Here is an 11,833-nt window from a genome sequence, read left to right on the forward strand (position 1 = left end):
TCGTACGGCGGCGCGACATTTCTCCAAGACCGGCGACACCGGCTCCGACCAGGCTGAACGGATCTCGGAAAGGGGATCCGTCATGGTCGATCCGTTCAGCTCCGCCGTCGAAGTCGCTGCCGCAATCCGGGCGAAGGAGGTGAGCCCGGTCGAGGTCGCCGACTGCTACCTCGGCCGCATCGCCGAGCTGGATCCGAAGTTCAACGCGTTCTGCTTCCGCGCCGACGACGAGGTCCGCGCCGCCGCGAGAGCGGCCGCTGATGCTGTGGTGTGGTCCAAGCCGAAGGAACTGCCGCCGTTCCACGGGGTTCCGCTGCCGATCAAGGATCTGGTGAACGTCAAAGGCTGGCCGACCACCTACGGCTCGCTGGCCACCGACCGCTCTCCGCAGCCAAAGTCGGACCCGATCGTGCGGCGGTTCACCGACGCGGGGTTCCTCCCGCTCGGCAAGACCACGACGTCGGAATTCGGCGCGGTGCCGTTCACCGAAAGCGAGGCGCAGGGCATCTCGCGCAACCCGTGGGATCCGGACCGCACGCCCGGCGGTTCGTCCAGCGGCGCCGGGATCTCCGTCATTGCGGGAATGGCTCCGGTCGCACACGCGGAGGACGGCGGCGGCTCGATCCGCATCCCGGCGTCGTGCACCGGTCTCGTCGGGTTGAAGCCGACTCGCGGCCTGATCACGAATGCCGTGGTGGAGGTCGAAGGCTTCGCGACCAGTGGCGTCGTCAGCCGGACATTGGTCGATACTGCCGCCGTGCTGGACGTCCTCGCGCGGCATGATCCTGGCGCGTGGTGGTCGCAGCCGACGCCGACGCGGTTGCTTGCCAAAGCGCTGGCTAAAGAACCGCCATCCGGCCTGCGGATCGGCGTCCTCACCACCTCGCTGATCGACGGCATCCCCGTCGACCCGGCCTGCCTGACCGCAGTCGACAAAACCCTTCGCGCGCTCGAAGAGGCCGGACACCAGATCGTCGACAAACCGCTTCCACTGCCGACGTCCGAGGAGCTGATCTCGACGTTCCTGAAGGTCTGGAACGTCGCCAGCGCGGGCATCCCGCTGATCGACCCGGACCGCGTCGAACCGCACAACCGGGCACAGCGCGAAGCCGCGAGGTCGGTCGACTCCTGGACCTACGCGGAGAGCGTGCACAAGACCCAGGTGTTGTCGCGCCGCATTGTCGAGGCCTTCGTCGACAGCTTCGACCTGCTGGTCACGCCGACCATGGCGTGCCTGCCACCGAAGGTCGGCGCGTGGCGAGCGAGCGGAAATCCCGTGGTGGCCGCGTACCCGATGGGCGTCTTCACGTCGCTGTTCAACGTGACCGGTCAGCCGGCGATCTCCCTGCCGCTGAATCACGACGAAGCCAGCGGCCTGCCGGTCGGCGTCCAGTTGGTGGCCGCGCCATGGCGGGAGGACCTGCTGTTGCAGATCTCCCGAACCTTGGAACAGGCACTGCCCTGGACGGACCGGCGGCCGCCGCTCGACCTCGGCTAGCCGACGTAGGCGGCCAGGTGCTTCCCGGTCAGCGTCCGCTTCTTCTTCACCAGCTCGGCGGGCGTCCCCTCGAAGACCACCTGGCCGCCGTCGTGCCCGGCGCCGGGACCGAGGTCGATGATCCAGTCGGCGTGCGCCATCACGGCCTGGTGGTGCTCGATGACGATCACCGACTTGCCCGCTTCGACCAGGCGGTCCAGCAGCCCGAGCAGCTGTTCCACGTCGGCGAGGTGCAGGCCGGTGGTCGGCTCGTCGAGGATGTACACGCCGCCGCCTGACCCCATGTGCGTCGCCAGCTTCAGCCGCTGCCGCTCGCCGCCGGACAGCGTGGTCAGCGGCTGGCCGAGGGTCAGGTAGCCGAGCCCGACCTGCTCCATCCGCTCGAGAATCCGGTGCGCGGCCGGGGTTTTCGCGTCGCCTTCGGCGAAGAAGGCGGTGGCCTGCGCGACCGACATCGCGAGCACCTCGCTGATGTCGCGGCCGCCGAAGTGGTACTCCAGCACCGAGGCGTCGAACCGCTTGCCCTCACAGACCTCGCAGGGGGTGGCCACTCCGGCCATCATCCCGAGGTCGGTGTAGATGACTCCGTTGCCGTTGCAGTTCGGGCAGGCACCCTCGGAGTTGGCGCTGAACAGCGCGGGTTTCACGTTGTTGGCCTTGGCGAAGGCCTTGCGGATCGGTTCGAGCAGCCCGGTGTAGGTCGCTGGGTTGCTCCGCCGCGAACCGCGGATCGGGGCCTGATCCACCGACACGACGTCGTCCGATTCCCGGATCGAGCCGTGGATCAGCGAGCTTTTACCCGATCCGGCGACGCCAGTGATCACGCACAGCACGCCGAGCGGGATGTCGACGTCCACGTCCTGCAGGTTGTGCGTGTTCGCGCCCCGGATCTCCAGCACGCCCGTGCGTTCCCGCACCGACGGCTTGAGCGAGGCGCGGTCGTCAAGGTGCTTGCCAGTCAACGTCTTGCTCGCGCGCAGACCGTCCACAGTGCCCTCGAAACACACCGTGCCGCCGTTCGTCCCCGCGCCCGGCCCGAGGTCGACGACATGGTCGGCGATCGCGATCGCCTCCGGCTTGTGCTCCACGACGAGAACGGTGTTTCCCTTGTCCCGCAACCGGAGCAGCAGGTCGTTCATCCGCTGGATGTCGTGCGGGTGCAGGCCGATGGTGGGCTCGTCGAAGACATAGGTGACGTCGGTGAGCGACGATCCGAGATGCCGGACCATCTTCACCCGCTGCGCCTCGCCGCCGGACAGCGTGCCCGCGGGCCGGTCCAGCGACAGGTAGCCGAGCCCGATCTCCACGAACGATTCGAGCGTCTCGTGCAGCGACTTCAACAGTGGCGCGACCGACGGTTCGGACAGTTTCCCGACCCAATCGGCGAGATCGCTGATCTGCATCGCGCACACGTCGGCGATGCTCATCCCGTCGATCTTGGACGACCGCGCCAGTTCGCTCAGCCGCGTCCCGTCGCATTCCGGGCACGTCGCGAAGGTGACCGCCCGGTCCACGAACGCGCGGATGTGCGGCTGCATCGCCTCGACGTCCTTGGCCAGGTACGACTTCTGGATCCTCAGCACCAGACCCTCGTAGGTCATGTTGATGCCTTCGATCTTCATCCGCGTCGGTTCCTTGTACAGGAAGTCCTGCAGCTCGCGCTTCGTGTACTTGCGGATCGGCTTCTCCGGATCGACCAGTCCGGATCCGGTGTAGAGCCGGTAATTCCAGCCGCCCGGCGTGTACCCGGGGATGGTCAGCGCGCCCTCGGCGAGCGATTTCGAATCGTCGTACAGCTGGGAAAGGTCGATGTCGTTGATCGAACCGCGGCCCTCGCAGCGCGGGCACATGCCGCCGGTGATGCTGAAGCTGCGCCGTTCCTTGATCTCCTTCCCGGCGCGCTTCACGGTGACCGCGCCCGCCCCGCTGAGCGAGGCGACGTTGAACGAGAACGCCTGCGACGAACCGATGTGCGGAGTGCCGAGCCTGCTGAACAGGATCCGCAGCATCGCGTTGGCGTCGGTGGCGGTGCCGACCGTCGAGCGCGGATCGGCCCCCATCCGCTGCTGGTCGACGATGATCGCGGTGGTCAGCCCGTCGAGCACGTCGACCTCGGGCCGGGCCAGCGTCGGCATGAAACCCTGCACGAAACTGCTGTAGGTCTCGTTGATCAGCCGCTGCGATTCGGCCGCGATGGTGCTGAACACCAGCGAGCTTTTGCCCGAGCCGGACACTCCGGTGAACACCGTCAGCCGGCGCTTCGGGAGTTCGACGCTGACGTCCTTGAGGTTGTTCACGCGGGCGCCCTGCACGCGGATCAGGTCATGGCTGTTAGCGGCGTGCTCCGGCGCGGGCTTCCCCTTGGCCTTCGTCATGTCTCTCCCTGTTTCTTTCCCCAGAGGTCCGGCTCGGACTTCTTCAGCTCGCTTGCTGGATGCGGATCAGGTTCCCGGCCGGGTCGCGGAAGGAGCAGTCGCGGACGCCGTAGGGCTGGTCGGTGGGCTCCTGCACGACCTCGGCGTCGCTGGCCTGCAACCGGTTGAAGGTCGCGTCGACGTCCTTGGTGGCCAGGTTCAGCGCGGCGTAGGTGCCCTTGGCCATCATTTCGGTGATCATCCGGCGTTCGTCGTCGGTGAGGCCGGGGAACGCGGCGACCGGCTGCAGCACGACCGAGGTGTCCGGCTGTCCGGGCGGGCCGACGGTAATCCAGGCCATCTCGCCGTACTTGACGTTGTTGCGCACCTCGAAGCCGAGGACGTCGCGGTAAAAGGTCAGCGTCGCTTCCGGATCGGTGTGCGGGAGGAAGCTCGCGTGAATCGTCATCTCCATGCCGATCACACTAGGTGCGCGCCGAACGGGGTGCTTCTCGATTCCTGATCGGTCGCGTGACCTGTTTCGCGACGCACGGCGCCATGCCCTCGGTCGCTCCGGTCTCCTCCTGGCGGTAAACGCTTGGCGGCTTCCCGACCAGCTCAGTGAACCGCGTACTGAACGTCCCCAGCGACGAGAACCCGACCTCGAAACACACCTCGGTGACGCTCAGATCGCCTCGGCGCAGCAACGCCATCGCGCGCTCGATGCGACGGGTCATCAGATACGAGTACGGCGACTCTCCGTAAGCAGCGCGGAACTGCCGACTGAGGTGCCCGGCGGACACGTTGACGCTCCGCGCGAGCGCCTCGACGTCCAAGGGACGCGCGTATTCGCGGTCGATCCGGTCGCGCACCCGGCGCAACCGTGCGAGATCGGCCAATCGCTGCGCGTCGTCCGGTTTGCTGGTCACCCCGAAATCGTGCCACGACGATCGCCGAGGTCCCAGTAATCCGCTCTTTTGGGCTGGTGGCCGATTCGTTCAAGACCGCCGCGCGGCACCCGTGCGACGGTGTCCGGGTGACTGTGAAATTGGAGGCCGTCGCCCCTTTCCTCGCCGGGCACGGCCGATTGCTGGACCAGCGGCGGTTCGAGCTGCTGTTCGGAAACGGGCGGGCCGAGGAGGTGCTCGCGGCGGTCGCGGCGTACCGGAATCCCGACGGCGGCTACGGCTGGGGCCTGGAACCGGACCTGCGCGCGCCGGAAAGCCAGCCAGGCGGCGCGCTGCACGCCTTCGAGATGTTCGCCGACATCGCACCGGTGACCACGCCGCACGCGGTGCAGCTGTGCGATTGGCTGGAGTCGGTGTCGTTCACCGACGGCGGGCTGCCGTTCGCGTTCCCGGTCGCCGACCCGACCGCGTGCGCTCCCTTTTGGACCGGAGCCGATCCGACGGCGTTCTCGTTGCAGAGCACCGCGTTCGTCACGTCCGCGGCGTGGCGGGTCGCCGAACACGACCCGGCCGTCGCGGCGCATCCGTGGCTCGCGCGGGCGACCGAGACGTGCCTGCGCGCGATCCGGGACCTCGACGAGATGCCGCACGTCATCGAGCTGAGCTTCGCGATCCACCTGCTCGATGCCGCCTACGACCGGTATCCGGAAGCCGACGAACTGCTGACTGGCCTGGTGAGATTCCTGCCGGACAACGGGATCGTCCCGGTCCAAGGCGGTTCCGACGGCGAGGTGCTGCGTCCGCTGGACTTCAGCCCGGTGCCCGGCCCGTCCCGGCGGCTGTTCACCCCGGAAGCGATCGAAGCGGACCTGACCCGGCTGGAAGAGGGCCAGCAGCCCGACGGCGGCTGGACGGTCGACTTCGCGAGCTTCTCCCCGATGGCCGCGCTGGAGTGGCGCGGCTACGCCACTGTCGGGGCGCTTTCCAAGCTGCGCGCCAACTCCCGGCTCTAGGGCCAGAGCCGTTCGCGGACCCAGCCCGCGGGTTCGCGGCGATAACGGACCCGGACGTGCCGCCGGTCGTGCGAGGCCTGCCAGAACTCCACCGACTCCGGCTGGATCAGGTAGCGCGTCCACGTTTCCGGTGTCACGTCCGGGTTTTCCGCCACCCAGTCCGCGGCCGCCTCGGCAGCTTCGACCAGCTTCGCCGGGTCGGACAGCACCTCCGACTGATGTCCGACGTATGCCTCGGCCCGCGACGCGGGCGGTCGGTCGAGGAAGTCGGCGGCGGACACGTCAGCCGCGGCCGGGACCACCAGACCGCGCACGCGCACCTGTCGTCCGCGACCGGGCCAGAAGAACGTCAACGCTGCCCGCGGGTTCGCTGTCAGCTGCTGGCCCTTCGGGCTTTCCGAACTGGTCGCGACCGCCCAGCCGTCCTCGTCGACGTTCTTCAGGATCACTACCCGAGCGTCCGGCGCGCCGTCAGCGTCCACTGTGGACAGAGTGACGGCGTGCGGGGCCAGCACGTGCTCGCCGGCCTCGGTCAGCCAGGCGAGGAACAGCTCCTCGGGCGTTTCCGGGGTGTCGTCCGGGTCGAATTCCGGGAGCCGGTCGGGGAACGATTGCCAGCCGCGCAACGAAACCATGTCACCGACCGTACGGCGGTTGCCCCGGCGGCGGGTAGTGCGGCGGCTGCGGCCCGGCCGGACCCGCGGCGGGCGGAGGGCCGGTTTGCGGCATCGGCCCGGACGGAATCTGCCCGGGGAAGCCGCCGGGACCCGCTTGCGGCGGCTGCTGGTAGGCGGCCTGCTGGGCTTGCCACTGCACCTGCTGGAAAGCCTCGCCCGGCTGCGGGAAACAGAACGTCAGCTTCGCGTTGATCGCGCCGTGCATCGCCGCGCCCCAGAGCTTCCCGCCGGTGAACGCGTAGGTCATGCCCGCGTGCGGATCCACCGCGACCATCCGGGTTTCGCCGCCGAACTGGTTGCTCGTCTTCGCGCTCGCCAGCTGCGCCGCGTCCGGGTGCACGCGCCCGACGAGCCCGCAGATCACCACCGACGCGGCGGTCCAGCCGATCGTGCCCTGCACGTTGGCGCGGGCGTGCTGGGTGGCCATGCCGGTGAACTGGTGCAGCGTCGCCGCGTCCACCTCCGGATAAGCCCCGGCCACGACGCAGTAGTTCATCGTGGACAACATGATCGACTCGGTGAACAGGCCGACCGCGGCGGTCACCGGTCCGATCTGGACGGTGTTGAGCCTGCCGCCGCTGCGCACCACGCGTTCGGCGACCACCTGCAGGTACTGCTCGGGCGTGAGCACGTCCGCGACCTCCCCGGGCTGAGCGGAATCCGCTGTCATCGTCCCATGCGCCGCCTTCGCACGGACTTCACCGGGCATGGTTGACTGTGCCCGCCATGCGCCGACTTCTCGTTCTCGCCCCAGCCCTGGTCCTGCTCGCCGGCTGCAATCCGTCGAGCCCGGCGAAGGAGACTCCGTCTTCGGCGCCGGTGAGTTCCGCGTCGGCGTCGGCGGGGCTGCCGCCCGATCCGCGGCCCGCGCGCACCGCGGAGTGCCCGTACCTCTCGAACGAGACGGTGCAGGACGCGAACGGACAGCACGTCACCAAGGTGAGCGTGTCCGACGACGAGCCGCATCCGACGTGCTTTTTCTACCGCCCGGACGGCAGCGTCCAGCTGACCGTGCGGGTGTACGTGGGCAAGAGCGACGTCGCGACCGCGCTGGTCAACAAGGCCGCGCCGGTCGACACGTCGAACCCGGCGTCGGATCCGGCGGGGTGGAAGGGCGGCTACCAGCCCGCCGGCGACGGGGTGGTCTACGCCGTCGCGAAGGGCGAGACCGCCGTCATCGTGACGAGCAATCAGAAGCAGAGCATCAAAGCACGCACAGTGGCGAAAAAGGCTATCGCTGCCCTGAAGCTCTGAGTAACGGGCTCCGCACGGGTGAGTGAAGTTGATCTTGTATTACTCTAAGCAGCACGCGCGGTCCCCCCAACACTCGCGCGGCGGGTGCCCGTCCGGCACCGAATACTTGGTTACCCCTTTTCGACGACAAGGACAGATTCGTGGCTGACACCCTCAAGGAAATCCTGCTCGACTCGAGCCGTCGCCCCAGTGTGGTCACCGACCTCGGAGAGCTCGTGGACGCCGAGGTCTCCGACAAGGGCGGGGTCTCGGGCGCGGTCGTGAAGACCGGCTTCGCCGCCGTCAAGAAGATCAAGCCGGGCATCATCCCGTCCGCGGTCGACAGCCTGCTGGACGACTTCGCCGGCGCGCTCGAGCCGTTCTACGGCGACTACCGCGCGAAGGGCGGCAACGACTTCGGCGCGTACCTGAGCAGCCGCTCGGACGAGGCTTCGGACGCGCTGCTCGGGGTTACCGACAGCCGTGCGGACCGCAGCAGCCGCGACAGCATCAAGAAGGTCTACTCGAAGCTGCGCCCGAACGGCAAGAAGAACGTCGAGGAGGCGCTGCCGCGTCTCGGCCAGCTGATCGACAAGCACGCCGCCGCGGTCTGAACCGACTGAGCGACAGCACGAAAAAGGGCCCCGGGACGCACTTCCCGGGGCCCTTTTCGCGTGGTCAGTTCTTCTTCTCCGCAGCCGACGTGCTCGGCGCCTTGCCGTTGGTCTTGGGCTCGCCCGGCTTGGCGTCCTTCGAGTCCTTGGCGTCCTTGGCCTCCGGAGCCGGCTTCGGGGCCGGGGGAGCGGGCGGGGTGGCCTTCGGCGGAACCGGAGCGACCGGCGGCTCCTGCTGACGCGACTTCAGCGCGACGGCGGTGCCGACCGCGACCGCGCCGAGACCGAGGATCCACGGCCAGCGGCGACGCTTGCGCGTGCCCTTGGCCGCGCCCTTCGCCTCCTCCAGAGCGGCGCGGAACTCCTTCTTCGCCGCCTTGAAGTCCTTCTTGCCGCGGCGCTTCGACTCGCCGGCCGACGCGGCGGCCTTGATCGCGGCCTTCTTGGCCTTGCGGCCCGGCTTCTTCATCTCGGCGATGCGGGCGAGCGCTTCCTTGCGCGCCGCGGCGGAGCTCTTCTTCAGCTCCTTGCGAGTCAGCTCCGTCTTCTTCGCCAGCTTGCGCCGGGCCCGGCGGCTCCGCTTGCCCAGCTCCTCCGCGCCGGCCTCGGCGGCCTTCGCGCCCGCCTTGCCCGCCTCGACGACCAGCTTCCGCAGGTCCGCCGAGCCGGACTTGGCCGACTCACCGACCGATTCCACGGCCCGGGTCATGGTCTTCACCTCATCAATCGTTGTGAAACAGATCTGTTGCTTGACATCTATCCTGCCCTTTTTCCGCCCGCACCGCTGCGGCTTCCCGCTGCGGGCGTCGCGGAAACGTGGAGAAAGTGTCTTCTTACTGGGCCGACGTCCGGCGCGACGGGCCGGGAACGCCCCCTGAACCCCCCCATTTGTGCGAAGGGGTGGCACGATGGCGGCGTGACTGAAAGCGCCCGCAAGGCCACCCTGCACACCAACCAGGGTGACATCCACGTGAACCTGCTGCCCGACCACGCGCCGAAGACCGTGGCGAACTTCGTGGGGCTGGCCACCGGCTCCAAGGAGTACACCCAGCCGAACGCGAAGGGCGGCAACTCCGGTCCGTTCTACGACGGCTCGATCTTCCACCGGGTCATCGACGGCTTCATGATCCAGGGCGGTGACCCGACGGGCACCGGCCGCGGCGGCCCCGGCTACAAGTTCGGCGACGAGTTCCACCCGGAGCTGCAGTTCTCCAAGCCGTACCTGCTGGCCATGGCGAACGCCGGGCCGGGCACCAACGGCTCGCAGTTCTTCATCACCGTCGCGCCGACCTCGCACCTGAACTTCCGCCACACGATCTTCGGCGAGGTCGCGGATCAGGACTCCCGGGGCGTCGTCGACGCCATCGCGACGGCCGCGACCGGCCCGGCGGACCGCCCGCTGTCCGACGTGGTCATCGAGAAGATCACCGTCGAAGACTGACGAGCCGCAGGCAGGGATGGGGTTTCGGTAGGTTGGAGTCATCGTGAGCCAACCGCCGAACCCGTCCGCGCCGTCTCTTCCCGGTTGCTGGTGGCATCCGAACCGCCAGACCGGTCTCAGCTGTGCCCGCTGCGGGCGTCCGGCCTGCCCGGACTGCCTGCGCGAAGCCCCGGTCGGGTTCCAGTGCACCGACTGCGTGCAAACCGGGGCGCAACAGCAGAAACAACAGCAACGGCAGTACCGCGACGCCGGGATGGGCTCCCGCACGATCGCCGGGGCCCGGCTGTCGAATTCGTACGTCGTCACCGCCACGTTGATCGCGGTGAACGTGGTGATCTTCCTGATCACCGTCATCCAGGCGAAGAGCCTGTTCGACAACGGTTCCGCCCGCATCGAGATGCTCGGCGAGCTGTGGACGTATCCCGCGCTCGGCGGCGGCGAATGGTGGCGGATCTTCACCTCGGGCTTCCTGCACTACGGGCCCATTCACATCGCGGCGAACGCGTTCTCGCTGTGGATGATGGGCCGCGCGCTGGAGCAGGTTTTCGGCAGGTCGCGGTATCTGGCCCTGTACTTCGTGTCGATGTTCGGCGCATCCACCGCGGTGCTGCTGTTCGACCAGCCGAACCGGCCGTCCGCAGGCGCTTCCGGGGCGATTTTCGGCCTGCTGGGCGCTTATGCGGTGATCGTGCTCAAGCTCCGGCTGAATCCCACCGCGCTGCTGATCAACTTGGTCATCAACGCCTACGTGACGTTCACGATCCCGCAGATCTCGATCCTCGCCCACGTCGGCGGGCTCGTGACCGGTGCGCTCGTGGCGGCCGCGATTCTCTACGCGCCGGAACGCAACCGAGTGCGGTGGCAGACCATCGGCCTGGTGATCATCACGGTCGCGCTCGTCGGGCTGGTCGCGTGGCGCGCTTCTCAGATCCCGTCGCTCGAATGCGACTTCGGCATAGCCCGAGGCCAATTGAGCTATCTCTGCGGCCTGTCAGGTTCCCGCTGACTGGGCCCGTAGCTCGGCAAGCACGTCTAGCACGTCGCGAGGATCCTCGCCGAGGTCGGTCTGCCCGAAGATGAACAGCTGATCGTCGTGCTCCAGCTCGAGCGTCACGCCGTCGCGGCCGAGGCGGCGCGTGCTGCGCAGCCGGACCGTCGTGCCGGTCCAGGGGAGCTGGTGCGTGCCGTTGAGCGTGCGGGCGCGCAAACCGTCCAGATCCGCGGACAGGCGCGGCCGCACGAGCGTCCAGTGGCCCGCGAACGCGCCGACGGCCAGCGTGGCGAGGCCGGTGAGCACCGCGCCCTTGCCGTCGCCGAAGGTCGCGTCCAGGACGGTTCCGACCAGCAACAGCGTGGTCAGGCCCCACGCCACTGCCACGAGGTTTCGGCGCGGGGCCCACGAGGCCGGGTGGTTATCCACAGGGGTTATCCACACTGGGGATGAGTCACACCGGTGTGATTCGGTGTCAATCGGCCGACCGGAGCAATGTCGATCCGGCGGATGGTCAGCGCCACCGCATCGTCATCAGCAGGCCGGCGATCATCGCGGCGAATCCGATGGCGAAGTTCCAGTTTCCGAGCTGGCTGAGGAACGAAACTTTGTCGCCGGCGATGTAGTTCACGACCAGCCACACCAGCCCGAGGAGCATGAGGCCGAACATGACGATCTTGTAGAACAGGTTCGACGGTCCCGCGGCCTGGACCTTCACCGGGGTGCGGCGGTCGACAGGCGGGGTGTACGCGGTCTTCTTGCGGACCTTCGACTTCGGCATCGTTTCCTCGCGTGCTCTCGGGCATTCCTGGTGGCGGCATCCTGGACGAGGTCCCGCTGTCGGGGTGCGCAACCAGCGCCACGTGCACACGTTAACGTAAAGGACGGCTCCGCAGCACCGGGCGGGAGCGGTCGGGTTTCTCAGACTGTGACAATAGCGCCACCTGGAGTGCCGAGGAGGACTCCTGCCGGGCGCGGGAGGAGCTTGCGTGACGCCGCAAGATTGGCCGGGCGAGGACGACCGCCGCCCCGGCACGGGACCTGACCGCCCGGTCCGCCGACAACCCCCGCCGCCGAGAAGGCAGGCCGGGGAGACGCCGCCGC

The 11,833-nt window shown here is 68.3% G+C and carries 14 protein-coding genes; 6 read left to right on the forward strand and 8 right to left on the reverse strand.

Annotated elements, in window-relative coordinates; translation table 11 throughout:
• Window positions 1-82 precede the first annotated feature (82 nt).
• On the forward strand, window positions 83-1,498 hold the full coding sequence (locus tag ACZ7SW_RS02745; RefSeq protein ID WP_470228682.1) for an amidase: 1,416 nt from the start codon (window positions 83-85) through the stop codon (window positions 1,496-1,498).
• Here ACZ7SW_RS02745 and ACZ7SW_RS02750 read toward each other — a convergent pair.
• The 3 genes from ACZ7SW_RS02750 to ACZ7SW_RS02760 are packed head-to-tail and all read right to left on the reverse strand — an operon-like array spanning window position 1,495 to window position 4,781.
• Window positions 1,495-3,873, reverse strand: coding sequence for an ATP-binding cassette domain-containing protein (locus tag ACZ7SW_RS02750; RefSeq protein WP_470228683.1), 2,379 nt, complete (start codon window positions 3,871-3,873; stop codon window positions 1,495-1,497). The genes ACZ7SW_RS02745 and ACZ7SW_RS02750 overlap by 4 nt on opposite strands.
• Before the next feature lie 43 nt (window positions 3,874-3,916).
• Complete coding sequence (locus ACZ7SW_RS02755) at window positions 3,917-4,327, reverse strand: VOC family protein (RefSeq protein WP_470228684.1); 411 nt, start codon at window positions 4,325-4,327, stop codon at window positions 3,917-3,919.
• A 10-nt stretch (window positions 4,328-4,337) separates the two neighbouring features.
• Window positions 4,338-4,781, reverse strand: a complete 444-nt coding sequence (locus ACZ7SW_RS02760) for a helix-turn-helix transcriptional regulator (RefSeq protein WP_009085513.1) — start codon at window positions 4,779-4,781, stop codon at window positions 4,338-4,340.
• Window positions 4,782-4,888: 107 nt separating this feature from the next.
• Between ACZ7SW_RS02760 and ACZ7SW_RS02765 the strand changes: the two genes are divergently transcribed.
• Window positions 4,889-5,773 carry a hypothetical protein gene (locus ACZ7SW_RS02765; RefSeq protein ID WP_470228685.1) on the forward strand — a complete coding sequence of 295 codons (885 nt, stop codon included), beginning with the start codon at window positions 4,889-4,891 and terminating at the stop codon, window positions 5,771-5,773.
• Here the strand turns inward: ACZ7SW_RS02765 and ACZ7SW_RS02770 are convergent.
• Both ACZ7SW_RS02770 and ACZ7SW_RS02775 read right to left on the reverse strand, forming a co-directional pair.
• Window positions 5,770-6,408 (reverse strand): pyridoxine/pyridoxamine 5'-phosphate oxidase, encoded by a 639-nt coding sequence (locus ACZ7SW_RS02770; protein WP_470228686.1) that lies wholly within the window; start codon window positions 6,406-6,408, stop codon window positions 5,770-5,772. The two genes, ACZ7SW_RS02765 and ACZ7SW_RS02770, sit on opposite strands and share 4 nt — an antisense overlap.
• Window position 6,409: 1 nt before the next feature.
• Window positions 6,410-7,081: a hypothetical protein gene (locus tag ACZ7SW_RS02775; RefSeq protein ID WP_470229229.1), complete on the reverse strand. Its 672-nt coding sequence runs from the start codon at window positions 7,079-7,081 to the stop codon at window positions 6,410-6,412.
• Between the two features lie 95 nt (window positions 7,082-7,176).
• Between ACZ7SW_RS02775 and ACZ7SW_RS02780 the strand changes: the two genes are divergently transcribed.
• The gene (locus tag ACZ7SW_RS02780; RefSeq protein WP_470228687.1) at window positions 7,177-7,704 is read left to right on the forward strand and encodes a DUF2020 domain-containing protein; all 528 of its coding nucleotides are present in this window, start codon (window positions 7,177-7,179) and stop codon (window positions 7,702-7,704) included.
• Window positions 7,705-7,844: 140 nt separating this feature from the next.
• Window positions 7,845-8,297: a DUF6918 family protein gene (locus ACZ7SW_RS02785; protein ID WP_470228688.1), complete on the forward strand. Its 453-nt coding sequence runs from the start codon at window positions 7,845-7,847 to the stop codon at window positions 8,295-8,297.
• 64 nt (window positions 8,298-8,361) lie between these two features.
• Here ACZ7SW_RS02785 and ACZ7SW_RS02790 read toward each other — a convergent pair whose 3' ends face one another.
• Window positions 8,362-9,006, reverse strand: coding sequence for a hypothetical protein (locus ACZ7SW_RS02790; protein WP_470228689.1), 645 nt, complete (start codon window positions 9,004-9,006; stop codon window positions 8,362-8,364).
• 207 nt (window positions 9,007-9,213) lie between these two features.
• Here ACZ7SW_RS02790 and ACZ7SW_RS02795 point away from each other — a divergent pair, with 207 nt between their 5' ends.
• Window positions 9,214-9,738 carry a peptidylprolyl isomerase gene (locus ACZ7SW_RS02795; protein ID WP_470228690.1) on the forward strand — a complete coding sequence of 175 codons (525 nt, stop codon included), beginning with the start codon at window positions 9,214-9,216 and terminating at the stop codon, window positions 9,736-9,738.
• A 43-nt stretch (window positions 9,739-9,781) separates the two neighbouring features.
• Window positions 9,782-10,744 (forward strand): rhomboid family intramembrane serine protease, encoded by a 963-nt coding sequence (locus ACZ7SW_RS02800; protein ID WP_470228691.1) that lies wholly within the window; start codon window positions 9,782-9,784, stop codon window positions 10,742-10,744.
• Here the strand turns inward: ACZ7SW_RS02800 and ACZ7SW_RS02805 are convergent.
• Both ACZ7SW_RS02805 and crgA read right to left on the reverse strand, forming a co-directional pair.
• Window positions 10,730-11,110, reverse strand: coding sequence for a PH domain-containing protein (locus ACZ7SW_RS02805; RefSeq protein WP_470228692.1), 381 nt, complete (start codon window positions 11,108-11,110; stop codon window positions 10,730-10,732). The genes ACZ7SW_RS02800 and ACZ7SW_RS02805 overlap by 15 nt on opposite strands.
• 133 nt (window positions 11,111-11,243) lie before the next feature.
• A complete protein-coding gene (gene crgA, locus ACZ7SW_RS02810; protein ID WP_101436684.1) occupies window positions 11,244-11,510 on the reverse strand; it encodes a cell division protein CrgA in 267 nt (88 codons plus the stop codon).
• Window positions 11,511-11,833: the final 323 nt, after the last annotated feature.

The sequence above is a fragment of the Amycolatopsis sp. NPDC114484 genome (genome assembly GCF_055633755.1).